We start from the raw sequence: 24,175 nt of genomic DNA on the forward strand, positions 1-24,175 counted from the left end.
CATCTACAGTAACAAAGGGAGAAACGCCATGAATGAACGGCTGCGCAGTGCGCTGCAACAGGATATGAGCCGCCGCACCTTCTGGGTGCTGGCGGCGCTGGTGGTGCTCGTCAAGCTTGTGATGACCCGCTTCCAGATGGTCTATGTCTGGGTGGGCGGCGCGCCGCTGGACGATGAACTCATGTTCCAGGCGGCCCAGAGCATCACTGCCGGGCAGTGGCTGGGAGCCTACGATTGGCTCACCCTTTCCAAACACATGTTCTTCGCGGTGTGGCTGGCGCTGTGCAACCTGCTGCACCTGCCTTATCTGGCGGCGGGCCAGCTGCTCACCTGCGGTGCGGCCCTGGCCTGTGCCTTTGCCTTTGCGCCGGTGCTGCGCCGGTGGAAGAGCCGGTTCGCGGTGTTCGCCCTGCTGGCCTTCAGCCCGGCGGCCACCGCCTCCTTCACCCTGCGCGTCTACCGGGACAACATCTTCCCCGGCCTGTGCATGCTGTTTTTTGCCGGGCTGTGCGGCTACGCGCTGCGCTGCCGCAAACCGGTGAAGCAGGGCATCGGCTGGCTGGTGCTGTCCGGCGTGGGGCTGGGCCTTGCCTGGCTCACCCGGGAGGACGGCATCTGGCTGCTTCCTTTTGCGGCGGCGGGTACCCTGATTCTGATTATCACCGCTCTGCGGGACAAGGGTGCTTTGGTCAAAAAGCTGGGCCGCTGCGCCCTGCTGGCGGTGCCCTACGGCCTGCTGGCGGCGGCGATCCTCATTTACAGCGCGGTGAACTACGCCTACTACGGTCTGTTTGCGGTGAGCGATTTCTCTTCCGGCAGCTTTGCCGCAGCGGTGGGTGCCATGAGCCGGGTGAAGGCCGAGGAATGGAAGCCTCTGTGCAGCGTGCCCACTGATGTGCGCATGAAGCTGTACGACGCGGTGCCTCAGCTCAAGCCGCTGGAATACTGGCTGGAAGAGGATGAGGACCTGCAAAACAGCTTCCGCAACCCGGAGCTGGACGATTACCAGTCCGGCAGCTTCTACTGGGCGCTGCGCAAGGCCGCCTGGAACGAGGGCGTATACGACAGCCCCCAGAAAGCAGCGGAGTACTGGCAGCAGGTGGCGGACGCCATCAACGCCCTGTGCGATTCCGGCCAGCTGGAATCCAACGGAGGAAAACGCAGCAGCACCACCCCGCCCATCCGGATGGAGTATGTGTCGGAGGTGCTCAGCGAGGGAATGAACAGCTTGTTCCACGCCCTTGCATTTATGGACTGCGCACCCTATTACCCGGACCAGCGCAGCCTGATTCTGCCGGAGGATGAAGCTGTTTATGAGGCCTATCTGGGCCAGCAGGTGAACAGCGCGGCCCAGGCGGGCAGCGACCTGCCCTATTACAGTCCGCTGCAGAAGCTGGCGTTCGCCGGTATGGAGGGCATCCGTCTTGTTTATGAGATTGGAGTGCCTATCCTGTTTGTGGCGGCGGTCCTGCTGCAGGCAAAGCAGGGATTTGTGCTGCTGCAGCTGCGCAAACAAAAAGCCATCCAGCCCGGGCAGGCCCTGTTGTGGGTGCTGCTGCTGGGCCTGCTTGGAATGGCGCTGCTGCGCTGCTTTATGATCGCGTTTGTGGAGGTGGCCTCCTTCAACATCGGCACCTCTACCATGTACCTTTCCACCGTGCATCCGCTGCTGCTGCTTTACAGCGGGGCCGGTATCCTGACCCTTTGGAGGAAAAATCAGTGGCAAACATCCTGATCGTGGGCGCGGGCGCGGCCGGTCTGATGGCTGCGGGCGCGGCCGTGCAGCTGGGCCATTCGGTCACCGTGCTGGAGCACACCGAAAAGCCCGGCCAGAAGCTGCTCATCACCGGTAAGGGCCGGTGCAATGTGACCAACAACTGCGACGAGAATACCTTTTTGCAGAACGTGCGCACCAATCCGCGCTTTCTGTATTCCTCGCTCTACGCCTTTCCTCCAGCCAAGACCATGGAGCTGTTTGAGGAGCTGGGCGTTCCCTTGAAAACCGAGCGGGGCCGCCGGGTGTTCCCGGTGAGCGACCGGGCGGAGGATATCCGCCAGGCCCTTCTGCGCTATGCGGACGGGGCACAGATTTTGTATGACGGGGCCGAAAAGCTGGTGATCGAGGAAGGCCGGGCCGTGGGTGTCGTGACCAAAAGCGGCCGCACCCTGGCCGCGGACGCGGTGCTGGTGGCCACCGGCGGTGTGAGCTATCCGGTGACCGGCTCCACCGGCGACGGCTACCAGCTGGCCAAGCAGGCGGGGCACAAGATCGTGCCCACCGTACCCAGTCTGTGCAGCCTGGTCTCGCCGGACGAGGACTGCCGGGCCATGATGGGCCTTTCGCTGAAAAACGTGACCCTCACCCTCTACCGGGACAAAAAGGCCGTGTTCACTGAAATGGGCGAGATGCTGTTTACCCACTTCGGCATCTCCGGCCCGCTGACCCTGATGGCCTCCAGCTACATCAAGGATATGCAGAAGCACAGCTGGCGGGCGGTCATCGACCTGAAGCCCGCCCTGGACGAGGAACAGCTGTATAAGCGGGTCACCAACGACTTTGCCCTGCTGGCCAACAAGAGCGCCCAGGGCGCGCTGGTCAAGCTGCTGCCCGCCAGCATGCAGCCGGTGATGGTCAAACGCTGGGGCGTGGACCCGGCCACCCGGGCCAATCAGATCACCAAGGAGCAGAAGCGGGAGCTGGTGCGGCTGGTCAAGCACTGGGAGGTGCCCATCACGAAGCGGGGCGACCTGGCCCATGCGGTGATCACCGCCGGCGGCGTGGACGTGAAGCAGGTGGACCCGAAAACCATGGAGTCCAAGCTCTGCCCGGGCCTGTACTTTGCGGGCGAGGTGCTGGACGTGGACGCCTACACCGGCGGCTACAACCTGCAGATTGCCTGGTGCACCGCCCAGGCCTTCGCGGCAAACCTGTGATACGGCGACACCGTGACACAAGCGGCGGGGCCGCTTTGCATAGAATACAATAAAAGGAAGTAAGGAAAACATGATCTCTGTTGCCATCGACGGCCCCTCCGGGGCGGGAAAATCGACCCTTGCAAAACGCCTTGCCAAGGAGCTGGGCTATCTGTATGTGGATACCGGCGCCATGTATCGTTCCATCGGCCTGTACGCTCTGCGCCAGGGCGTGGACCCCAAGGATGAGGCCGCGGTCACGGCCCTTCTGCCCCAGATTCAGATCGAGCTGCGCTATGTGAACGGCGCCCAGCGGGTGCTGCTGTGCGGCGAGGATGTGAGCGAGGCCATCCGGGCCGAGAACGTGGGCATGGCCACCAGCGCGGTGTCGGCCCATCCGCCGGTGCGCGCCTTTTTGCTGGAGCTGCAGCGAGGCATGGCACGCACCCACGACATCCTGATGGACGGGCGGGACATCGGCACCGTGATTCTGCCTGGCGCCACCGTGAAGATCTTCCTCACCGCCAGCGCCGAGGCCCGGGCTGACCGGCGCTTCAAGGAGCTGCAGGAAAAGGGCGTGGCCACCGATTACGAGACCGTGCTGGAGGATATCCGCCAGCGGGATTATCAGGACAGCCACCGGGCCACCGCGCCGCTGCGCCAGGCCGAGGACGCCGTTCTGGTGGACACCAGCGATATGGACCTGGAACAGAGTTTCCAGGCCATGAAATCGGTGATTCTCAGCCGGGTCTGAGAACCCGCAATCCAAGCCAATCGAGAAAGGAAACAAGCATGTTTTATGGTATTATGGTGACCGGTGCCTGGCTGATCTGGCATCTGGTCTTCCGCATCCGGGTGGTGGGCAAGGAGAACCTGCCGCGGGACGGCAAGGGCTTCGTGCTGGCGCCCAATCACATCTCCGCCATCGACCCGGTGTTCGTGGTCATCGCCCGGTTCTGGGGCAAACGGATGCTCATTATGGCCAAGGAAGAGCTGTTCCAGGTGAATCCGGTGCTGAGCTGGATGTTCCGCAACGTGGGTGTGTTCGGCGTGGAGCGGGGCAAGGGCGACACCGGCGCAGTGGAAGTGGCTATTGATAAGGTGAAGAGGGGCCAGGGCCTTTTGATCTTCCCGGAGGGCACCCGCTCCAAGACCGGCGAGCCCGGCAAGATCAAGAGCGGAGCTTTCGTGGTGGCCAGCGCCGCCGGGGTGGATATGATCCCCTGCCGCATCATCTACCGCCACGGACACATGAAGCTGTTCAGCGGGGTGAAGGTCTGCTTCGGCAAGCCCATTCCCGCCGCCGCGCTGGACATGGGCGAGCACAAGACCGCCGCAAAGCTGCGGGAGTGCAAGGCCATGCTGGCCGACGCCTGGGAAGAGCTGTATCAGCAGAATAAGTTTGAATAAACCCCGTGCAGGCGGGGCAGAATAAAGGGAGAAGCACCCATGAAGATTTTGAAAGCCAAGACCGCCGGGTTCTGCTTTGGCGTGGACCGGGCAGTGAAGCTGACCTATCAGCTGGCCGAAGAGGGCCGTAAGGTGGCCACCCTGGGCCCGCTGATCCACAACCCCCAGTGCGTGGCGGACCTGGAGTCCAAGGGCGTGGTCACCGCCGCCGGGCTGGAAGACGTGCCCGACGGGTACGAGGTGGTCATCCGCAGCCACGGCGTTGGCGCGGATGTGTACAGCGCCATTGCCGAAAAGGGACTGGTGCTTCACGACGCCACCTGCCCCTTTGTGGCCAAGATCCACCGCATCGCCAAGCGCGCCAGCGACGAGGGCAAGACCCTGCTGGTGGCGGGCGACAAGACCCACCCGGAGGTGCAGGGCATCGTTGGCCACACCAAAGGCGAGGTGTTTGTGTTCGCCGATTTGGATGAATTAAAGGCCTGGCAGGGCCCGAAAAATGGGCAAAATGGTATAATCGTGGTGGCACAAACCACATTTCAGGTAACAAAATGGTTAGAATGTACAAACTTTATAAAAAAAGACTATACAAACGCCGAGATTTTTGATACAATATGTAATGCGACGTGGACGAGGCAACAGGAGGCGGAAGACCTCAGCCGAAAATGCGACCTGATGGTCGTCATTGGAGGTCATCATTCTTCCAATACCCAAAAGCTTGTGAAAGTCGCTGAAAAACACACAAAGGCCGTTACGGTGGAGACCGCAAAGGAGCTTCTGCCGGAATGGTTTGAGGGTGTGGGCACAGTGGCCGTCACAGCCGGGGCTTCCACGCCATCGTCTATAATTGAGGAGGTACTTAACAGTATGAGTGAAGAAATCCGTGAAGAGATGAGCTTTGCCGAGATGTTCGCAGAAAGCGAGGCCAATCTCAAGCCTGTTTTCGCAGGTAAGGTAGTGGAGGGCACTGTTACCAGCATTACGCCCAACGAGGTGCAGGTTGATATCGGCACCAAACACACCGGTTTTGTGAAACTGAGTGAGCTTACCGACGACCCCGCAGCCCGTGCGGAGGATCTGGTCAAGGTTGGGGACAAGCTGGACCTCGTCGTTGAAAAAGTTAACGATCAGGAAGGCGTTGCCTACCTGTCCCGCAAGAAGCTGGAAGCCCGCAAGGGTCTGGAAGAGGTGGCCAAGGCCGCTGAGGAAGGCACCGTCATGGAAGGCGTTGTCACCGAGACCAACAAGGGCGGCGTGATCGTTCTGGTGAAGGGCGTGAAGGTATTCGTACCCCGCAGCCAGGCCACCATGCGCCGTGACGAGGACATCAACGCTCTGGTAAAGCAGAACGTGAAGCTGATCATCACCGAGTGCGCTGGCCGCAAGATCGTTGGTTCCATCAACAAGGTCACCGCCGAGGAGAACGCTGCCAAGCGTGAGGCCTTCTGGGCTGACGTTGAGGTTGGCAAGACCTACACCGGCGTTGTGAAGAGCCTGACCGCTTACGGTGCCTTCGTGGACATCGGCGGCGTGGACGGCCTGTGCCACATCAGCGAGCTGAGCTGGAACCGCATCAAGCACCCCAGCGAGGTTGTTGCCGTGGGCGACACCATCGAGGTGTATGTGAAGGCTCTGGACCCCGAGAACCACAAGGTTTCCCTGGGCTACAAGAAGGCCGAGGACAACCCCTGGGAGAAGCTGAAGAACGAGTATCCCATCGGCAGCGTGTTCACCGCTCCCGTTGTGAGCATCACCAAGTTCGGTGCTTTCGTTCGCATCCTGCCCGGTGTGGACGGTCTGGTTCACATCTCCGAGATCAGCAACGAGCGCGTGGAGAAGGTTGGCGACGTGCTGAAGGTTGGCGATGAGGTCAACGTGAAGCTGCTGGATGTCGACTTCGACAAGAAGCGCATCAGCCTGTCCATGAAGGCTCTGCTGGACGACGAGGCCAGCGACGCCGAATAATTGAATGGCTCAAAAGCCGCCCGGCAACTGCCGGGCGGCTTTTTTGTTTGCCACATGTATTTACGTGCAAATCACTAGGAATCAGGGCGAAAACATGCTATACTGGAACTATTCCAGAGCAGGGCGGACGGCGCTGCCACCACCGGCAGGCTGCTTTTTGCCCGGCACCTCAGGGAAAGGAGATCGTTGAATTTATGAAAGCGTTTCGTTTGACCGGCCTGATTCTTGGGATCGTGGGCGTGATCCTGTCTGTAACCGCGATTGTGTTCAGTGCGGTGGGCATGTACAAGGCCCGCCAGTGCAAGCAGTGCAAGTTGGGAGGTCAGATCAAATAATGGATAAAAAAGAAATTCTGGCAAAGGTTGACCATACCCTGCTGAAGGCCGACGCCACCTGGCCCGACATTCAGAAGATCTGCGACGAGGCCATGGAAAACCACACTGCCTCCATCTGCATCAATCCCGGCTATGTGAAGCAGGCCTGTGAATACATGAAGGGCGCGATCCCCGTGTGCACCGTTGTGGGCTTCCCTCTGGGCGCCACCGACACCGCCACCAAGGTGTTTGAGGCCAAGACCGCCATTGAGAACGGCGCCGAGGAAGTGGACATGGTCATCAACATCGGCCGCCTGAAGAACGGCGAGTACGACTTTGTGCGCGACGAGATCGCCGCCATCAAGAAGGCCATTGGCGACAAGGTGCTGAAGGTCATCATTGAGACCTGCCTGCTCACCGACGCTGAGAAGGAAAAGATGTGCGACATCGTGTGCGAGGCTGGCGCGGACTTCATCAAGACCAGCACCGGCTTCTCCACCGGCGGCGCCACCTTTGCGGACATCGAGCTGTTTGCCCGCTGCTGCCGCGGCCGCTGCAAGATCAAGGCTGCGGGCGGCATCTCCACCATCGAGGACATCGAGAAGTTCCTGGAGCTGGGCGCCGACCGCCTGGGCACCAGCCGCGCGGTGAAGATTCTGCAGGGCCTGGAGTCCAGCGGATACTAATTGAATCAAGTTTTTGAGCGGGCCGCCGGGGTTTTCCACCGGCGGCCCGCTTTTGGTTGAAAACCAGCCGGGTGAAATGCTATACTCAAGGCAAACAGAAACGCGGTGATGGAATGCCTGGAAACGGCAAACAAGAAGGAGGAGAACGCATGAGCAGAAAAATGGTTTTGGGGTTGGTCCTCATGTGTATGGGGTTTTTGGGCGGGATTTTGCTGATCGGCGCCATGGTACTGAGCCCCATGAATCCCTGGAGCTACAACGGAATTACCGGCTGGTACGGCTGCCTCCTGGGAATGCGTCTACAGCTTCCGTTGGGGGTCTGTATTGCTGTGACACTGGCCGGATTCGCGCTCAGTGTGATTGAAGCATTCCGGAAAGAATAATCTCCAAAAGAGGAAAGGACGGAACGGATATGAAGCCTGCATTGGCGGGGATTTTGACCTTTGTGGTATTTTTCTTTGGCAACAGCTATTTTCTGGGCGGGCTGGGTCAGCTGTGTCTGATCGGGGGCGACGCCTTTGTGAATTCCTATTTTGCCCCTATCATGACCGGTCTGGCGCTGCTGGCGGGCCTGGTGGTGGGCTGCACGCTGGCGTTGCTGCAAAAGTTGGACGCAGTGCAGAAGGCCCTGAATGACAGGAAGTCCCACGAACAATAACACCGGCACGCAGCGCGGCAAAACTGAGAAAACAGGTCCCGGACCCGAGGAAAGGGTCCGGGGCCTGTTTTTTCGTTGTGCCGTTTGCTATCATGGAGAAAAGCGGAACATTTTGTAACAACTCCGAAAGATAGCGCTGTTATCATCAAGGTGGAAAACGAGAACAGGGGGCATGAGAAATGAAGCCGATTTTGATCGTAGATGACGAGGCGGCCATCGCGCAGCTGATCGCCATGACGCTGGCCCGGATGGGCTATACCTGCCAGATGGCCTTTGACGGGCTGAAGGCCGCCGAGCTGCTGGAGAAAAACGAGTACGATCTGGTGCTGCTGGATATCATGCTCCCTGGGGCGGACGGCTATGAGCTCATCGACTTCATCCGGCCCACCGGCATCCCGGTGATCTTCATCAGTGCAAAGACCACCGTGGCAGACCGGGTAAAGGGGCTGCATCTGGGCGCCTGCGACTACATTGTAAAACCCTTTGCCCCGGAGGAGCTGCTGGCGCGGGTGGAGAACGTGCTGCGGCTTTCCGGCCGGGGACAGGCGCTGCTGAAGGCCGGAGACGTGACGGTGGACGTGGCCACCCGTCAGGTGAAAAAGGCCGGGCAGGAGGTGGCGCTCACTCCCACCGAGTACCACCTGCTGCTGGTGCTGCTGCACAACAAGAACATTGCCCTCTACCGGGATACCCTGTATGAGCGGGTCTGGGGGCGGGACGCTGAGCTGGACACCCGCACCCTGGACATCCACATCCACCGGCTGCGCAAAAAGCTGGGCTGGCAGCATATGATCCGAACCATTCCCCGGGTGGGCTACCGACTGGAGGAAACGTCATGAAACTTGCGCCGAAACTGGTTTTGACTATTCTGCTTCTGCTGGGCGTTTTGCTGGCGGCTGGCGGCGGCTGGCTGACCAAAACGGATTTTGAACGGAACTTCGACCAGGCCCGCACCCAGAATACGCTGGCCCACCGGCGGGACACCTATTCGCTGCAGAACGGCCTGCTGGCCAAGGTCAACGACGGAATGCTGAGCAGTCAGGCTGTGGTGGATTACGGGGAAAGTCTGGGCCGGTACGTGGGGCAGCAGCAGGGCGGCTTTGCGGTGTATCAAAACGGAGAAGCGCTGTATTCCAGCCTGCCCGGAACGCTGGGGCAGGAGGCGGCGCAGCGGGCCATCGACGCAGGAGAGGAAGCGCTGCTGCTGCAAAAGGCGGGGCAGGACAGCTACATGATGATGGCCAGCGAGGTGCAGGCGGCCGGTGAGGAATACTGGCTGGTGAGCGCCTACGATGTGACGGGCGTGTTCCAGGCTCGGGAGGCCAAATTCCGGGAGCTGTTCCGGCTGGAACTGGCGGCGCTGGCCCTGGCGGGCGCGGCGGCTGCTCTGGCGGTGAGCTGGATGATTCGCCCGCTGAAAAAGCTGGAAAAGGCCAGCCAGGCGGTGGCGGCGGGGGATTATACCCTCTCCACCGCCACCAAAAGCCGGGACGAGGTGGGCGCGCTCAGCCGCAGCTTTGACGCCATGACCGCCACCGTGCGGGACAAGGTGGACCAGATGGAGGATACCATCCTGCGGCAAAAGCAATTCGTGTCGGCCTTTACCCACGAGCTGAAAACCCCAATGACCAGCATCCTGGGCTATTCCGACCTGCTGCGCAGCGGCGAGATGGACCCGGAGGACCAGCGGCAGGCGGTGCAGTATATCCACCGGGAGGCCCTGCGGCTGGAAACTTTGAGCGGCAAGCTGATGCAGCTGATGGGCCTTGTGGAGCAGGAGGAGCTCACGCTGGAGCCGGTGCGGCTTGCGCTGGTGCTGCGGGATACGGCGGCCAGTCTACCCGAGCTTGCCCCCATGCTGGAAATTCAGTGTGACCCGGCGCTCACGGTGCTGGCGGACCGGGACCTGCTGGCGGATCTCGTGCGCAATCTGGTGATCAACGCAGCCCGGGCTCAGCCGAAGGACGGCCGGGTGCACATCACGGCGGGCCGCACGGAAGAGGGCATTGTGCTGCGGGTGGCGGACCGGGGCCGGGGCATCCCGGAGGCGGATCTGCCCCACATCACCGAGCCCTTTTATATGGTGGACAAGTCCCGCGCCCGGGCCCAGAACGGCAGCGGCATGGGCCTGGCTCTCTGCGCCCGAATTGCCCGGCTGCACGGCAGTGAACTGCGGTTTACAAGCAGGCTGGGTCAGGGCACGGTGGTGGAACTGAACTTGCGGGAGGGGACGGTATGAAACAGAGGCTTTTTACGGCGGCGGCCTTCCTGGCGGCTTTCGCCTTTCTGGCTCTGGTGCTGGCCGCTCCGCTGCCCCTGATGGAGCGAAGCGATGAGGCGTTGTACGCCCAGGTCATGCCCCGCCAGCTGACGGCTGACGGGCAGAGCACCCAGGCGAGAAGCATTGATTTTGCCCGCCAGCTTTACGACCGGGATCAGCTGCTGGGAATCAAAAACTACGCGGGAGCGCTTTTGCAGATGACGGATCAGGAAGCCCTGGGCGACGCGCCCGACCGGCTGTATGACTTTTTGCGGCAGATGGATTTCTGGAGCGAGGAGGAGCAGGCGGAGCTGGAACGGCAGATCGCAAATGCAGACCACTGGCGCTCCGCCTCGGACAGCGTGGGATTTTCCGCATGGAATCTGAACACCACGCAGGACTGGGAACAATGCTCCTCTCTGCAATGGGAAATGAGCGCCGAGGGGCAGCTGGTGCGCATGCTGATGAGAAACTCGCGGGAATACACCGGGCAGGATCTGGAGCATCTGATGGACGAATATCTGGCGGTTACCGGGCTGGATGTGCTGGATGACTGGCAGGTGCTGGATGTGCTGATTCAGCCTTATGTGACAGAGGGAAACACGAGCGAGCTGCGGGCCCGGTATTCGCCGGGAGCGAAGCTGTATCTGTATGCCAATTATGTGAACGGCATGTTGGTGTTCGGGGTCTGCCCGCTGGAGCAGGAGGAGCTGGCTCAGCTGGATGTGAGCCTGCCGGAACAATGACCCGGAAGGAGGGGCCTGGATGAAACGGAATCATTGGCTGCTGGCAGTTGCGCTGCCTCTGCTGCTCCTGGCGGGCTGCGGCGCGAAGGAGCCGGACCCGGGGGCAGAGGCGCCCACACCAACGCCCGCGATTCAGATCGAGAAGCCGCAGAGCCAGGTGCTGCACAGCACCGACAGCCGGAGCTATTACACGCAAAACACACGCTATGATCTGGAAACCATGACCGCCCGCGACTGGAGACCGGAATTGCCCCGGGGATATCAGATGACCGCCGAGGGCCCGGTCTCGGACGGGCAGGCGCTGTATTTCGTCCTGACCCGGCCGGGAGAATCGTCCAGTAAGGCGCTGGGCCGGGTGCCGCTGGAAGGCGGAGAAGTGCAAATTCTTTACGAATGCGGCGAGCATGAGCAGATCGGGATTGCCTATACCGACGGTGCGGGCGAATACTACAAGCGGCCCATCCTGCTGCGCAGCGGCGAACGGCGCTGCTTCCTGGTGAACCGGTGGGGCGAGGAGGAAGAGGATTCCACCTGGCTTTATGCGTGGGACTCGGCGTCCGGCACCTGTGAGCCGGTGAAGCGGCTGGGCGGCCATGTGCGCTTCTGGGGCGAGTATCAGGGCCGGGCCGTGCTGCGGGATTCGTGGGAACCGGAGGCGGGCCTGTTCCAGCTGGACGCGGAGACCGGAGAAATGACGGTTCTTTTGAGCAGCGAAAATGCCGAGACCTCCCAGTTTGTTCTGGGACCGGCGCTGCTGATCCGGGAAAATTTCATCTGCGTGGGCAGCATTTTTGCCCAGAATCCGGACGGCAAGGAGCGGGTGTATTGCCTGGACCTGGAAACCGGGGCGGTCCGGCAGCTTGCCAGTTCGGATGACGGTTATCTGCTGGTACGCGTGCAGGATATCTGGGACGGAAAACTGCGCGTTCGGGGCTCGGAAGGCTACGAGTCGGAACTGTGGTATGTGGACTGCTCCACCGGTCAGAAGGTAAAAGGCATGCTGGCAGATGAAAGTGGCACACCAATGCACATCCGGGCGCAGATCGGGGAATATTACCTGATCGATGTGGAAAGCGAGCGGTGGACCAAACAGCTGTGGATCAATGACCAGGGGGAGCCGGTGAATTCCTGGGTGAACCAACGCGGGCTGGCCCTTATTGCCAAGGAAGATTACTGGGCGGGCCGGCCCGACTATCAGATTTTTAAATGGGAAGGAGAGCAGGTACCATGAGAACGGCAAAACGGCTGCTGGCAGTGGCGCTGGCACTGCTGCTGTTAGCAGGCTGCGGGCAGCAGGCCGAACCCGCGGCTCCCGCTGCTTCAGCAGCGCCGGAGCCGGAGCAGGCGGAAGAGACCCGGCTGGAGGGCTGGCTTTTTCCCTGGGACGGGCAGCGGTACTACACCAGTGAAAATGCGGTGTGCGATACTGCGGATATGTCCGTCCGCCCCATCTCCCTGACCATGGGACCATGGGAACATCTGACTGGCTACCCGGTCACCGACGGCAAATTTTTGTACTACTCCACCTCGGATACCCAGTACATGCCTGACCTGAGCGAGCAGGTGTGGCGCTGCAATCCGGACGGCAGCGGCGCAGAAATGATCTGGAAGAGTGAGACGGGCGGGAAGGGAGTGCTGGAGAATACATGTCTGAGCAGCCGGGTGACGGATGTAACCCGCATGGTGGCCTTTGCGCAGCAGGATGCGGTCTGGTTCTTTTACCGGGGAGAAAACCTCTTTTCCAGCCCGGAGGTGTACCGGTGCGGCGTAGAGGAAACCGTTGCCAGCCGAGTGGAATACCCGGACCCGCTTCCCTGCGGCATATTCACCGGCGAGATGAACGGGCAGCCGGTATTCTGTGGGTTGCGGAATGAGGACCGGGAGTATTTTTTCTGGCTGCTGGATCTTACCACCGGCGAAACCTGCGAGCTTTTCACCCTGCCGGATACGACCGGGTATCTCAGTTTGATTCAAGACGGCATGCTGTATTTTCAGGATCAGGAATCGGCAAGCCTGTATGAAGTGGATCTGTCCAGCGGAAAGCAGCGGCTGGTGTGGCAGCAGGAGGAAAAAACGGCGGTCGCTTCCTGGGTGCAGTTTGTTTGGGACGGGTACGCTCTTTTGGAGAACACCAGCCTGCCTATGCTGGCCTGTTCGCTGGACCTGGCGGACGGCAGCATCACCGAGGCAACACTGCGGGGAAGGTATACGAACAGCGGCGAGGAATACGTGCTGCATGCCCTGGCCCCGCTGGGAGACTGCTATGTGGTGGAATGCCGGTCCCATTCCGGTACCCGAGCCGGTATGAGCCAAACGGGAGAACCCCAGCAGGAGCGGTATTACTGGCGGGATTATGCGCTCATCAAAAAAGAGGACTACTGGAACAACGTCCCCGAATACCGGTATTTCACCTGGGCGGACGGCAGATGTATTTTGCCTGCGGGCATTGTTTTGCGCCCCCTGCTCTGCTACAATAGGGGGCAGAAAACAACGTAAAAAGGCGGTCGAACATCCATGAACAGAAAACACATCGTATGCTATGGCGATTCCAATACCTGGGGCTACTGCGCCGCCACCGGCGGCCGCTATGAGGACGACGTCCGCTGGACCCGCCTGCTGCAGGAGCAGCTGGGCGAGGGCTATCTGGTGGCGGAGGAAGGGGTGTGCGGCCGCACCACCGTGTTTGAGGACCCGCTGGGCGAGGGCCTGTGCGGCTTTGCTCACCTGGTTCCGGCGCTGAACGCCCACAGTCCGCTGGACCTTCTGGTGGTGATGCTGGGCACCAACGACTGCAAGCAGCGCTATTCCGCCAACGCCCAGAACATTGCCGACGGACTGGCCCGGCTGGTGAGACGGGCAAAGGAGCTGCCGGTGTGGGCAGGCGAGCCGAAGGTGCTGATCGTGGCGCCCATGATGATCGATCCCCGGGTGCATCAGGTGCCCGGCATTGACCAGGAGATGGGTGAGGGCTGTGTGGAGAAATCCCGAAAGCTGCCCGCGTTGCTGGAGCAGATCGCCCGGGTCACCGGCTGCGAATTCATGGATTGCAACCCCTACGTGCAGCCGGGCGAGGCGGACTGGATGCACTTCGACGAGGCCAGCCAGGCCCGCTTTGCCCTGGCGCTGGAAGCCAAGATCCGGGTGCTGCTGAGCGGCCGGAGCTGAGCGTCCGCACGCATAGAGGTTTTTTACACCCCATATCCTTGTAAAAAAGGGATATGGGGTGTTGTTGTATGCTGCATGCGCTCACGTTGACAGTTCTGGCCGGGCTGAGCACCGGCATCGGCGGGCTGGCCGCCGCGCTTTTCCGGCCCGGACGGCGGTCGATGGCGCTTTGCAGCGGCTTTGCAGCGGGGGTGATGCTGGCCATGAGCCTGCTGGACCTGCTCCCTCACGCGCTGGCGGGCTGGCGGGCAGGGATGGGGCCGGTGGGCGCGGGGCTTGCGGTGACCAGTCTTGCGCTGCTGGGCATGGCTCTGGCGGCGCTGCTGGAACAGCTGCTGCCTGAGCCGGACCCGTGCCGGGGCGACGAGGGACGAGCCAGGGTGCTGCGGGGCGCGCTGGTCACCGGTCTTGCGCTGCTGGTCCATAACCTGCCGGAGGGGGCGCTCACCCTGTTTGCGGGTGTGGCCGACCCGGCGGCTGGCCTTCGGCTGAGCCTGGCGGTGGGGCTGCACAACCTGCCGGAGGGCATGGCGGTGGCCGCACCGATGTATTACGCCACAAAAAGCCGGGCAAAGGCGGCGGGCGCGGCCTTTGCCAGCGGGCTGGCCGAGCCGCTGGGGGCGGTGCTGGCCTTCGGGCTGCTGGGACCGCTGCTCACCCCGGGCTTTCTGAACGGGATACTGGCCGGAGTGGCTGGGGTGATGTGCTGGGCGTCGGCCTTTGAGCTGCTGCCCATGGCCTACCGGCTGGGTCCGGCGCCCAAGGCTGCGGCGGGCTTTGCGGCGGGGGTTTTGACGATGCTACTTGGAATCAGTGTGCTATCGTGATATAATAAAGCAGATTATCTTTTTTGGCCCGGGGCACGAGATGCCGTGGGCGGGAAGGGGGGAAGGCCGTGAAACGAATGGCTTTGGCGGCGCTCGCGCTAGCGGCAAGCCTTTTGTGCGGCTGTGCCAGCAGCATGAGCGGCGGCGTGGAGGAGCTTCTGCGCGCCCCCCAGCTGGCCGGTCCCCAGACCAATGTGCAGCGGGCGCTCACAGCCTATCTGGGCGAAGCGCCCCAGCTGAAATACCCCCAGAACGGGGAGATTCTTTCCCCCTTTCTGTTCGGCGACTGGAACGGCGACGGCTCGATGGACGCGGCGGCTTTGTATGTGAGCTCCGGGATGCAGAACGTCTGCCTGGCGATTTTGGAACAGTCCGGCGGCAGCTGGGTGGTGACCCAGGAGATCGAAGGTCTTTCCGCCGAGGTGGACAGCGTGAGCACCGCGGCCATGAGCGGCGACGGCGGCATGCAGCTGCTGGTGGGCTATGCGGGCGCCAGCGGGGAAAAATATCTTTCGGTATATGCCTATCAGGACCACACCCTCACCCAGGTGATGGAGCAGGCCTATTCCCAGTATGAATTGCAGGACATCACCGGCAGCGGCCTGAAGGACTTGATTCTGATCGGCCCCCAGACCAGCGACGGCATGAAGGTGCAGTTGCTCACCGCCATTCGGGGGGAATTCGCCATGGCGCAGGAGTTCTGGCTGAGCCCGGAGCGGTTTTCCAGCTGTGAGGGCCTGCACCTGAGCAGCGGTGCGGACGGCGGCTATTATCTGGTGCTGGACGGCTATGTGGGTTCCGGGGCGGCGCTGGCAAGCATTTTGCTGGGCTACAACGCCACGACCCAGCAGTTGGAGGAATACACCCCTCTGCTGCCGGTGGACGTCTACACCGAAAGCATCCGCTATTCCAGCCTGCTCACCAGCACCGACATCGACGGCGACGGAACGGTGGAGATCCCGGTGGAATTACCGGACGCCAACGGCCACATCACGGTGGGCCGGCTGAGCTTTGTGGCCTGGATGGACTACACCAGCACCACACCGGAGAAGAGCTTCGGCATCGTGGACCTGGAGAACGGCTTTTATCTGGAGCTGCCTCCCAGCTGGGAGGGCAAGATCCAGGTGAAGGAGGGCTCGCAGGAGGGCAGCTGGGCCATCCGCAGCCTGGAGGACGGCACCGGTTATCTGGAGGTCCGGGTAGTGGAGCCCAGCACCGAGGGTGGGTCCTACTTCCGCCTGGGAAATGTGGGCGGCAAAAAGGTACAGGCCAGGATTCTGGCTTCCCATATCGGAGAAAACGGCGAAAACCTGCAGCCGGCGGCACTGACCGACTGCTTCCGGGTGCTGTGAGCGGTTTTTGTGCCGCCCGTCCCGTTTTTATAGGAGGTTTGATTGCATGCGTAGAGTGTTAGTTGTGGAAGACGAGACCAGCATCCGCGAGCTGATCGCCTTGAATCTTCAGATGGCGGGCTACCAGGTGCTGGAGGCCGGAAGCGCCGAGCAGGGCCTGGCGCTGCTCAGCCAGGGCCAGAAGTGCGACGCCGCCGTGCTGGACGTGATGCTGCCCGGCATGAACGGTTTTTCCCTGTGCGAGACCATCCGCCGGGACGACCCGAACATCGGCATCATCATCCTGAGCGCCAAGAGCATGGAGCAGGATAAGATTCGGGGCCTGTCCATCGGAGCGGATGACTATATGACCAAGCCCTTCAGCGTGTCCGAACTGTTGGCCCGCATCGAAGCGCTGTGCCGCCGGGTCAACCGGGGCGCGGCGGAGGCTCCCGTGCCGGACGAGACCCGCATGGTGAGCGGCCAGTTCATTCTGGACCAGAAGAGCCGGGTGCTGTATAAGGCGGGCAAGCCCATCGACCTGACCCAGGTGGAGTTCCAGATCATGGAGCTGTTCTTCCAGAACCCCGGCACCGCCCTGGTGCGGGAAAAGATCCTGGAAGGGGTCTGGGGCGAGAATTATTACGGCGACGTGAAGATCGTGGACGTGAACATCCGACGCCTTCGCATGAAGGTGGAGGACGAGCCCTCCAGCCCCAAGCATATCCTCACCGTGTGGGGCTACGGCTACCGCTGGAACGGATGACAAACAAGCACGCAGGAAGGGGGCTGCCATGAACAGCATCACCAAGCGATGGCTGCGCAGCAGCCTTCTGATCACCTTTTTGCTGGTGGCAGGTGCGGTGAGCATCTATGTGTACACCCTGATCTCCGGCAGCTACAACGGGGTGCAGCAGGCCATGCTCAGCCGTATTTCCAGCATGGGCGGCCAGCTGAAGATCACCACCGGCCAGAGCGCGGAGCAGACCGCTCAGAACCGGGGCAGCCTGCTGCGCCGGATGGTGGAGCAGTTCGACGAGAAGGACAAGTTCGAGTTCATGCTGCTGGACAGTGAGGGTCAGGTGATCGCCACCTCCTCGGGCGGGACCCTGCGCTATGAAGAGGCCCCCGAGGACTTTCTCATGGCCATGGAATCCCCCAATAGCACCGGCCGCAGCGTGTATACCAGCGTGACCGGCGAGCGGGTGATGGCCCTCACCGTGATGGTGCCCTACCCGGCGGAGGATGTGGCCGCGCTGCGTATGGTGACCAGCCTGACCATGGTGGACCAGATGATGGTGGAACGGGTGCTGCTGGCTCTGGGCCTCGGAGCGGTGATTTTGCTGTTCAGCGCCTGGAGCGGCGTGTTCTTTATCCGCTCCATCGTGCGCCCGCTGGACGAAGTGGAGCAGACGGCCAACGCCATTGCCCGGGGCGATCTGAGCGCCCGCCTGCCCGAGGGCAGCGACAGCGACGAGATCGGCCGGCTGTGCAACACCATCAACCAGATGGCGGGGGAGCTTTCCAAAACCGAGCGGCTGCAGAATGAGTTCATCTCATCGGTAAGCCACGAGCTGCGTACCCCGCTCACCAGCATCCGGGGCTGGGTGGAGACCATCGCCCACATCCGGGACCCGGAGAACGAAAACTATCGCAAGGGCCTGTCCATCATCGGGCGGGAGACCGACCGGCTGTATGATATGGTGGAGGAGCTGCTCAGCTTCTCCCGGCTGCAGAGCGGCGTGAAGCTGGAATGCCGGCCGCTGGACCTGGTGGCCGAGCTTACCGATGTTGCCCTGTTCATGGAGGCGCGCATCCGCGCCGAGGGGCTGCATCTGGTATATGAGGAACCGGAGCTGCCCCTGCCCATCTGGGCGGACGGAGGGCGGCTGCGTCAGGTGTTCATCAATGTGATGGACAACGCGGTGAAGTATTCCTCGCCGGGCGGTGCCATCACCCTGGACCTTTTGCAGGACGGCGAGAACGTGTATGTGCTGATCCAGGACGAGGGCCGGGGCATTGCGCCGGACGATCTGGAAAATGTGAAGCTCAAATTCTTCAAGGGCAAGGGCGCGGTGCGCGGCAGCGGCATCGGCCTTGCGGTGGTGGACGAAATCATGACCGCGCTGGACGGCTCGGCGGATATTTCCTCCGAGCTGGGCAAGGGCACCACCGTGACCCTGCGCCTGCCCATCTACCGGGGCAGCGGTGAAGCGCCTGCCTGGGCGTTGAATGATCCGGCGGACAGTTCGGAAAAGGAGTAACCCTGTGACGATTCTGATTTTGATCGTTCTGGCGGCGGCGCTGGCTCTGGCGCTGGAGCGGCCGCTGGAACGCACGGTCCCGGCGGTACTGGCCGGGACCGCTCTTGTGACCTATTGTGCCACGCTGGCCGGGCACAAAAGCGCGGCGCTGGCTGTGATGGCATTGTGCGCCGGTGCGGCCTGTTTGGCGGCGGTGGTTCGCTGCCGCAAAGCGGGGGCGGGCCGGTGCGCGGCGATGCTGGTGCGGCCGGGTGTGCTGGCGCTGGTTCTGGCACTGGCCGCGGGCTGGCTGCTGATGCGGCAGATCGGCTTCGTGATGCTGGACGATTTGCTTCACTGGGCCCTTTTCAGCAAGCAGATGTGCGGGCTGGAAGCATTCCCGGACGGAGTTCAGCTGGCCAGCGCCTATGCGGATTATCCGCCCGGCGCCCAGATGCTGCTGGTGTTTTTGCAGATCGGGCAGCCCTTTTCCCATCCGATGCTGTTCTGGGGTCAGCTGTTGTGGTACACCGGCCTGACGCTGCCCCTTTTGGAGAAAACCGGCGAGGGCGGCAGGCTGCAAAGAATCGCTGCCGCAGCGGGCGGCGCGGTGTTCCTCCTGCTGTTCCCGGCGGTGTTCAACCACTACTATACCGAGAGTCTGGTGGTGGAACCCCTGATGGGCCTGATGCTGGGCTGCATGGCCTACACCGCCTGGCGGGGCCGCACCTGCCCGGACCTTCTGGACGGAGTAACCGTGAGCCTGCTGGCCTGCCTGCTGGTGCTGACCAAAAGCACCGGAATCCTGTATGCGGCGGCGGGTCTGCTGGCCGCGGCGATTTTGTGGCGCAAGGCGCTGTTTTGCAGCGAGGGCCGGGCCCGCAGGCTGGTTTTTGCGGGCGTCACCGTGGCGGCTGCCGCTGGCCTGTGGCAGAGCTGGCGCTGGCTGTGCGTAGAAAAGGGCTATGTTTCCTATTTTACCGAGGATGCGCCCCAGGCCTATACGCTGGACAATCTGACCGCCTTTTTGAAGGGCGAAGGACTGGCGGGGCAGGTGATCCCCTCCTTTTTGCGGGCGCTGGCGGTGCAGCCGCTGGCCAAGCGCTGGGGGCTTTCCGCCCTGGCGATGCTGGCGGTGGTGTGGGCGCTGGCCTGCCTGATGCCCCGGCTGCGTTCGGCCGGGCTGCGCCCGGTGCTGGCGGCCTTCACTGTGATTTTTGTTGTGTACGCGGCATCGGTGTGCTACTCCTATGTGTACCTGTTCCAGGAGGGCGAGGCGCTGACCCTTTCCGCCTTCAGCCGTTACATCGGCCCGCTGCCCACCGGGGCGCTTTACCTGGTGCTGGGGGCGGCGGTGTGGCAGTATTGGGGCAGGGGAAAGTCTCTGGCCTGGTGCTGCGCGGGGGCGGCCTTCCTCGTATGCGTGAACTGGCATGCCCCGGCCCGGTGGCTGCCCGGCGCCTATCAGACGGTGTTTGAGCAGTTTATGGGCGATCAGGCCTCCGGAGTGGACGGCATCCTGCAGGAGGCCGAGGCTTTGCACGATTGCCTGGAACCCACCGACCGGGTGCTGGCAATCACCCAGACCTCCTCCATGGACCGGCTGGGCCAGCTGCTGCGCTATGCGCTGCTGCCCAATCAGGTGGAGTACTGGTCCCCCACCGAGTGCGGCGATTCCCACGGGCTTTCGCTGCGGTGGAATGAGTTTCTGGTGGAGCAGGGCTTTGAGTATGTATACTGCGCGGCGGATGGCCAGCCCACCGCGGACCAGGAGATGCTGACCGACCAGATGGGTGCGCCGGTGCGGTCGGGCTGGCTTTACCGGGTGGACACAGAGGACGGCACCGTGCAGCTGGAGCCGGTGTGCCAGCCCGGCTGAAAGGAGAAAGAATGGAAAAACCAAAGGAATGTTTTAAGACCAGCGTAGGCGGTCAGGCCCTGATGGAGGGCATCATGATGCGCGGCCCCAAGAAGATTTGTGTGGCCGTGCGCAAGCCGGACGGCGAGATCGACCTGACGCTGGAGGATGTGAAGCATCACGCCTGGCAGAAGGTCCCCTTTGTGCGGGGTGCCTGTGCCATGATTGAGAACCTGGTGCTGGGCTACCGGTACCTGATGCACTCCGCCGAGGTGAGCATGCCCGAAGAGGAGCAGGAGGAGCCCAGCAAGCTGGACCTGTGGCTACAGGAGCACACCGGGCCCAAGTTCCAGAGCTTTCTGATGGGGTTGGCCGCGGTGATCGGCGGCATGCTGGCCATTGTGCTCTTTATGGTATTGCCCACCGCCATCGTGGGCGGCGTGAGCCATTTTGTGCCCCTGGGCTGGAGCAAGGTGCTGCTGGAGGGCGTGCTCAAGATCGCCATGTTTGTGATCTATCTGTTCCTGTGCACCCGCATGAAGGATATTCACCGGGTGTTCGAGTACCACGGCGCGGAGCATAAGACCATCGCCTGCTATGAGGCGGGCGAGGAGCTGACGGTGGAGAACATCCGCCGCCACTGCCGCTTCCATCCCCGCTGCGGCACCAGCTTTATGATCCTGGTGCTGATTGTGAGCATCCTGTTGTTCAGCGTATTGCCCTGGAACAGCACCGGCCTGCGGGTGGTGCTCAAGCTGCTGCTTCTGCCGGTGGTCATGGGCATCAGCTATGAGCTGATCAAACTGGCGGGCCGGTACGACAATCTGGCTACCCGCATCATCAGTGCGCCGGGCCTCTGGCTCCAGCGGCTGACTACCTTTGAGCCGGACGATTCCATGATCGAAGTGGCCATCGCCGCGGTGAAGCCGGTGCTGCCGGAACGCCCGGAGGAGGGGCTGTGGTAAGCGGTGCGCCCCGGGCCGCCCATGCCTGGGCGCGGGCCCGGCTGGAAGCGGCCGGTGTGGAGGACGCGGCCTTTGACGCGGCCTGCCTGATGGAGCTGGTGGCGGGCAAAAACTGGCGCTGGATGGACGACGAGCTCACCGAAGAGCAGAAAACCCGGCTGGAGCAGCTGACCGAAAAGCGGGTGCAGCGCTACCCGCTGCAATATCTGGCCGGGCGCTGGCCTTTTCTGGACTTTGAGCTGGCGGTGGGGCCGGGGGTGCTGATTCCCCGGGCGGACACCGAACTGCTGTGCGAGACCGGCGCGGAGCTGCTGGCGGGTGTAAACGGCCCGCAGGTGCTGGACCTGTGCGCCGGAAGCGGCTGCGTGGGCCTGGGCATCAAGCGGCTGGTTCCCGCTGCCCGGGTCACCTGTCTGGAAAAAAGCCCCGAGGCATTTGTCTACCTGTGCCAGAACGCCGCAGCAGCTTTGCCCGGCTTTGACCCGGAGCGGCCTGCGGTGCAGCCGGTAGCAGGGGATGTATTCACCTACCAGAACGAGCTGGAGCCGGAGAGCTTGGACCTTGTTCTCTCCAACCCGCCCTATGTGACCGGCGACGAGATGAAGACTCTGGAGCCGGAGCTGCGCTTTGAGCCGGAAATGGCTCTGGAGGCAGAGCACGAGGGGCTGGCGTTTTACGAGCACATCGCTCCCGGTTATTTCGCCGCGCTGCGGCAAGGCGGCTGGCTGGCGGTGGAGATCGGCTGGGCCCAGGGCGCGGCGGTGCGCGGTATTTTTGAGGCCGCGGGCTACCGGAATGTGGCCGTCCGGCAGGATCTGGCGGGCAAAGACCGAGTAGTTCTGGGCCAAAAGCCCTGAAAAACGGAAGGAATTGTCCGATAAAACGGTCGATCAATAAGAAACTTACAACTTGCAGTTGTAAGTTTCTTTTCTTTTGTGTATAATAAGAGCATGCGAAACAAAAGCCGCCCGGGCCTATGGCCGGGGGCGGCGAAATCATGAATACAAATCCGGTTTGAATAAAGGAGCAAGAAACATTATGGCAGATAAGAAACCTCTTCCTTCCCCCAGCAAAAAGGCTGCGGGAGACAAAAAGGCCGCGCTGGAGACCGCACTGGCCCAGATCGAAAAGCAGTTCGGCAAGGGCGCGGTGATGAAGCTGGGCAGCAACGTGGCCATGCAGGTGGACGCCATTTCCACCGGCAGCCTGTCGCTGGACCTGGCGCTGGGCGTGGGCGGTATGCCCCGCGGCCGTGTGGTGGAGATCTACGGACCGGAATCCAGCGGTAAGACCACCCTGGCGCTGCATGTGCTGGCCGAGGCCCAGAAGGCCGGCGGCGAGGTTGCTTTCATCGACGTGGAGCACGCACTGGACCCGGTGTATGCCCGCGCTCTGGGTGTGGACATCGACAGCCTGCTGGTGAGCCAGCCGGATACTGGCGAGCAGGCGCTGGAGATCTGCGAGGCGCTGGTGCGCTCCGGCGCTATCGACGCCATCGTCATTGACTCGGTGGCCGCCATGGTGCCCCGCGCTGAGATCGAGGGCGAGATGGGCGACTCCCACGTGGGCCTGCAGGCTCGCCTGATGAGCCAGGCCCTGCGCAAGCTGACCGGTGTCATCGGCAAGACCAACACTGTGGCCATCTTCATCAACCAGCTGCGTGAGAAGGTGGGCGTGACCTACGGCAACCCCGAGGTGACCGCCGGCGGCCGCGCGCTGAAATACTACTCCTCCGTGCGCATCGACGTGCGCCGCATCGAGGGCCTGAAGGATTCCACCGGCGCCTTCATCGGCAACCGCACCCGCGCCAAGGTGGTCAAGAACAAGGTGGCCCCTCCCTTCAAGGAGGCCGAGTTCGACATCATGTTCGGCGAAGGCATCAGCAAGACCGGCGAGATTCTGGATCTGGCGGTGACCCTGGGCATCGTACAGAAGAGCGGCGCCTGGTTCAGCTACGGCGAGACCCGCCTGGGCCAGGGCCGCGACAATGTGAAGATCTACTTCAAGGAGCATCCCGAGCTGATGGCCGAGATCGAAGAGCTGGTGCGCCAGAACGCCGACAAGCTGGTAAAGGGCGGCAAGAAGGCGAAGGGTTCGGTGACTCCGGTGGTGGCTGCGCCCGCACCCGCCGCAGCGGAAGCCCCCGCCAAGGAGAAGGCAGCCGCAGTGAGCGAGGCGGACCTGGACATCATGGTCGAGGATTGAGCCGGTGCTGTTTGAAGAGGAGGACAAGGCCTACCGCCGCGCGCTGGACAAGGCCATGGAATACCTTTCGCTGCGGGACCATTCCAGCGGCGAGCTGTACGACAAGGTGCGTAAAAAGCTGGAGGACGACCGGGCGGCCGCGGCAGCTGTGGCCCGCTGCGTGGAGCTGGGACTGATCAACGACGAGGCCTTTGCCCGCCACCGGGCCAAATACCTGCTGGCCCGCCACAAGAGCCCGGCCCAGATCCGGGCCCACCTGGCGGAAAAGGGCGTGGACCGGCAGACCGCCGCCCAGGTGCTGGAGGAGCTTTTTGAAGAGGAAAGCCCCGCCGACGCGGTGTACCAGCTGCTGTGCCGCAGCTATGGCCGCAAGCTGGCCGCGGGCAAGCGTCAGAACGTGATCGCCGCCATGGCCCGTCGGGGCTTTTCCCTGGGGGACGTCAAGGAGGCGCTGGCCCGCTGGGAGGAGGAAAACCCGCCCGAGGAGGACCAGCCGGACTGGGAGCCGGATTTTTAAATGCCGGAACCGTGAAAAGGGTGGGGGAATGGCCGGATTTCTGCCAACTTCCACCCCGCAAAGCTGGACTTTGCCCCTATAAACATGATAGAATAACAAGGCGAGGGAGAGT

At 62.3% G+C, this 24,175-nt stretch carries 24 protein-coding genes; all 24 read left to right on the plus strand.

Annotated features, from left to right (window positions below; genetic code table 11):
• The first annotated feature begins 28 nt into the window (after positions 1-28).
• Positions 29-1,735 carry a hypothetical protein gene (locus B5G03_RS05685; RefSeq protein WP_087180793.1) on the plus strand — a complete coding sequence of 569 codons (1,707 nt, stop codon included), beginning with the start codon at positions 29-31 and terminating at the stop codon, positions 1,733-1,735.
• Positions 1,720-2,934, plus strand: coding sequence for a BaiN/RdsA family NAD(P)/FAD-dependent oxidoreductase (locus tag B5G03_RS05690; protein WP_087180794.1), 1,215 nt, complete (start codon positions 1,720-1,722; stop codon positions 2,932-2,934). Before B5G03_RS05685 ends, B5G03_RS05690 begins: the two co-directional genes overlap by 16 nt.
• Positions 2,935-3,004: 70 nt before the next feature.
• Complete coding sequence (gene cmk, locus B5G03_RS05695) at positions 3,005-3,667, plus strand: (d)CMP kinase (protein WP_087180795.1); 663 nt, start codon at positions 3,005-3,007, stop codon at positions 3,665-3,667.
• Positions 3,668-3,705: 38 nt separating this feature from the next.
• Complete coding sequence (locus B5G03_RS05700) at positions 3,706-4,323, plus strand: lysophospholipid acyltransferase family protein (RefSeq protein ID WP_087180796.1); 618 nt, start codon at positions 3,706-3,708, stop codon at positions 4,321-4,323.
• Between the two features lie 39 nt (positions 4,324-4,362).
• A complete protein-coding gene (locus B5G03_RS05705; protein WP_087180797.1) occupies positions 4,363-6,288 on the plus strand; it encodes a bifunctional 4-hydroxy-3-methylbut-2-enyl diphosphate reductase/30S ribosomal protein S1 in 1,926 nt (641 codons plus the stop codon).
• A 194-nt stretch (positions 6,289-6,482) separates the two neighbouring features.
• Positions 6,483-6,623, plus strand: coding sequence for a hypothetical protein (locus B5G03_RS17365; RefSeq protein WP_162613354.1), 141 nt, complete (start codon positions 6,483-6,485; stop codon positions 6,621-6,623).
• Positions 6,623-7,288 carry a deoxyribose-phosphate aldolase gene (gene deoC, locus B5G03_RS05710; RefSeq protein ID WP_087180798.1) on the plus strand — a complete coding sequence of 222 codons (666 nt, stop codon included), beginning with the start codon at positions 6,623-6,625 and terminating at the stop codon, positions 7,286-7,288. Before B5G03_RS17365 ends, deoC begins: the two co-directional genes overlap by 1 nt.
• Positions 7,289-7,437: 149 nt before the next feature.
• On the plus strand, positions 7,438-7,671 hold the full coding sequence (locus B5G03_RS05715) for a hypothetical protein (RefSeq protein ID WP_087180799.1): 234 nt from the start codon (positions 7,438-7,440) through the stop codon (positions 7,669-7,671).
• A 29-nt stretch (positions 7,672-7,700) separates the two neighbouring features.
• Positions 7,701-7,946: a hypothetical protein gene (locus B5G03_RS05720; protein ID WP_087180800.1), complete on the plus strand. Its 246-nt coding sequence runs from the start codon at positions 7,701-7,703 to the stop codon at positions 7,944-7,946.
• 179 nt (positions 7,947-8,125) lie between these two features.
• Entirely contained in the window at positions 8,126-8,785 is a 660-nt protein-coding gene (locus tag B5G03_RS05725) for a response regulator transcription factor (protein WP_087180801.1), read from the plus strand.
• Positions 8,782-10,185 (plus strand): sensor histidine kinase, encoded by a 1,404-nt coding sequence (locus B5G03_RS05730; RefSeq protein WP_087180802.1) that lies wholly within the window; start codon positions 8,782-8,784, stop codon positions 10,183-10,185. Before B5G03_RS05725 ends, B5G03_RS05730 begins: the two co-directional genes overlap by 4 nt.
• Entirely contained in the window at positions 10,182-10,952 is a 771-nt protein-coding gene (locus tag B5G03_RS05735; protein ID WP_087180803.1) for a hypothetical protein, read from the plus strand. The genes B5G03_RS05730 and B5G03_RS05735 overlap by 4 nt, the downstream gene beginning before the upstream one ends.
• Before the next feature lie 19 nt (positions 10,953-10,971).
• Positions 10,972-12,183, plus strand: a complete 1,212-nt coding sequence (locus B5G03_RS05740; protein WP_087180804.1) for a hypothetical protein — start codon at positions 10,972-10,974, stop codon at positions 12,181-12,183.
• Entirely contained in the window at positions 12,180-13,448 is a 1,269-nt protein-coding gene (locus B5G03_RS05745) for a hypothetical protein (protein ID WP_087180805.1), read from the plus strand. Before B5G03_RS05740 ends, B5G03_RS05745 begins: the two co-directional genes overlap by 4 nt.
• A gap of 18 nt (positions 13,449-13,466) precedes the next feature.
• Entirely contained in the window at positions 13,467-14,117 is a 651-nt protein-coding gene (locus tag B5G03_RS05750) for an SGNH/GDSL hydrolase family protein (RefSeq protein ID WP_087180806.1), read from the plus strand.
• A gap of 68 nt (positions 14,118-14,185) precedes the next feature.
• Complete coding sequence (locus tag B5G03_RS05755) at positions 14,186-14,944, plus strand: ZIP family metal transporter (protein WP_087180807.1); 759 nt, start codon at positions 14,186-14,188, stop codon at positions 14,942-14,944.
• A 68-nt stretch (positions 14,945-15,012) separates the two neighbouring features.
• Positions 15,013-16,296, plus strand: coding sequence for a hypothetical protein (locus B5G03_RS05760; RefSeq protein ID WP_140401644.1), 1,284 nt, complete (start codon positions 15,013-15,015; stop codon positions 16,294-16,296).
• Positions 16,297-16,342: 46 nt separating this feature from the next.
• Positions 16,343-17,041: a response regulator transcription factor gene (locus tag B5G03_RS05765; protein WP_087180809.1), complete on the plus strand. Its 699-nt coding sequence runs from the start codon at positions 16,343-16,345 to the stop codon at positions 17,039-17,041.
• Positions 17,042-17,069: 28 nt separating this feature from the next.
• Complete coding sequence (locus tag B5G03_RS05770) at positions 17,070-18,539, plus strand: sensor histidine kinase (RefSeq protein ID WP_087180810.1); 1,470 nt, start codon at positions 17,070-17,072, stop codon at positions 18,537-18,539.
• A 4-nt stretch (positions 18,540-18,543) separates the two neighbouring features.
• Positions 18,544-20,397, plus strand: coding sequence for a hypothetical protein (locus tag B5G03_RS05775; protein ID WP_087180811.1), 1,854 nt, complete (start codon positions 18,544-18,546; stop codon positions 20,395-20,397).
• Positions 20,398-20,408: 11 nt separating this feature from the next.
• The gene (locus B5G03_RS05780) at positions 20,409-21,341 is read left to right on the plus strand and encodes a DUF1385 domain-containing protein (protein WP_087180812.1); all 933 of its coding nucleotides are present in this window, start codon (positions 20,409-20,411) and stop codon (positions 21,339-21,341) included.
• Entirely contained in the window at positions 21,335-22,198 is an 864-nt protein-coding gene (gene prmC, locus B5G03_RS05785) for a peptide chain release factor N(5)-glutamine methyltransferase (protein ID WP_087180813.1), read from the plus strand. The genes B5G03_RS05780 and prmC overlap by 7 nt, the downstream gene beginning before the upstream one ends.
• 181 nt (positions 22,199-22,379) lie before the next feature.
• Positions 22,380-23,546, plus strand: coding sequence for a recombinase RecA (gene recA, locus B5G03_RS05790; RefSeq protein ID WP_087180814.1), 1,167 nt, complete (start codon positions 22,380-22,382; stop codon positions 23,544-23,546).
• Between the two features lie 4 nt (positions 23,547-23,550).
• Positions 23,551-24,063, plus strand: a complete 513-nt coding sequence (locus tag B5G03_RS05795) for a regulatory protein RecX (protein WP_087180815.1) — start codon at positions 23,551-23,553, stop codon at positions 24,061-24,063.
• Positions 24,064-24,175: the final 112 nt, after the last annotated feature.

It is taken from the genome of Gemmiger sp. An50 (genome assembly GCF_002161595.1).
Classification (GTDB): Bacteria; Bacillota; Clostridia; order Oscillospirales; family Ruminococcaceae; genus Allofournierella.

Excerpts from the sequence above, each read along its gene's own strand:
- recA (WP_087180814.1), top strand. The coding sequence starts at position 22,380 with ATGGCAGATAAGAAACCTCTTCCTTCCCCCAGCAAAAAGGCTGCGGGA.
- B5G03_RS05715 (WP_087180799.1), top strand. The coding sequence starts at position 7,438 with ATGAGCAGAAAAATGGTTTTGGGGTTGGTCCTCATGTGTATGGGGTTT.
- B5G03_RS17365 (WP_162613354.1), top strand. The coding sequence starts at position 6,483 with ATGAAAGCGTTTCGTTTGACCGGCCTGATTCTTGGGATCGTGGGCGTG.
- B5G03_RS05770 (WP_087180810.1), top strand. The coding sequence starts at position 17,070 with ATGAACAGCATCACCAAGCGATGGCTGCGCAGCAGCCTTCTGATCACC.
- cmk (WP_087180795.1), top strand. The coding sequence starts at position 3,005 with ATGATCTCTGTTGCCATCGACGGCCCCTCCGGGGCGGGAAAATCGACC.
- B5G03_RS05735 (WP_087180803.1), top strand. The coding sequence starts at position 10,182 with ATGAAACAGAGGCTTTTTACGGCGGCGGCCTTCCTGGCGGCTTTCGCC.
- B5G03_RS05730 (WP_087180802.1), top strand. The coding sequence starts at position 8,782 with ATGAAACTTGCGCCGAAACTGGTTTTGACTATTCTGCTTCTGCTGGGC.
- deoC (WP_087180798.1), top strand. The coding sequence starts at position 6,623 with ATGGATAAAAAAGAAATTCTGGCAAAGGTTGACCATACCCTGCTGAAG.
- B5G03_RS05700 (WP_087180796.1), top strand. The coding sequence starts at position 3,706 with ATGTTTTATGGTATTATGGTGACCGGTGCCTGGCTGATCTGGCATCTG.
- B5G03_RS05750 (WP_087180806.1), top strand. The coding sequence starts at position 13,467 with ATGAACAGAAAACACATCGTATGCTATGGCGATTCCAATACCTGGGGC.
- B5G03_RS05720 (WP_087180800.1), top strand. The coding sequence starts at position 7,701 with ATGAAGCCTGCATTGGCGGGGATTTTGACCTTTGTGGTATTTTTCTTT.
- B5G03_RS05705 (WP_087180797.1), top strand. The coding sequence starts at position 4,363 with ATGAAGATTTTGAAAGCCAAGACCGCCGGGTTCTGCTTTGGCGTGGAC.
- B5G03_RS05755 (WP_087180807.1), top strand. The coding sequence starts at position 14,186 with ATGCTGCATGCGCTCACGTTGACAGTTCTGGCCGGGCTGAGCACCGGC.
- B5G03_RS05725 (WP_087180801.1), top strand. The coding sequence starts at position 8,126 with ATGAAGCCGATTTTGATCGTAGATGACGAGGCGGCCATCGCGCAGCTG.
- B5G03_RS05745 (WP_087180805.1), top strand. The coding sequence starts at position 12,180 with ATGAGAACGGCAAAACGGCTGCTGGCAGTGGCGCTGGCACTGCTGCTG.
- B5G03_RS05780 (WP_087180812.1), top strand. The coding sequence starts at position 20,409 with ATGGAAAAACCAAAGGAATGTTTTAAGACCAGCGTAGGCGGTCAGGCC.
- B5G03_RS05765 (WP_087180809.1), top strand. The coding sequence starts at position 16,343 with ATGCGTAGAGTGTTAGTTGTGGAAGACGAGACCAGCATCCGCGAGCTG.
- B5G03_RS05740 (WP_087180804.1), top strand. The coding sequence starts at position 10,972 with ATGAAACGGAATCATTGGCTGCTGGCAGTTGCGCTGCCTCTGCTGCTC.
- B5G03_RS05685 (WP_087180793.1), top strand. The coding sequence starts at position 29 with ATGAATGAACGGCTGCGCAGTGCGCTGCAACAGGATATGAGCCGCCGC.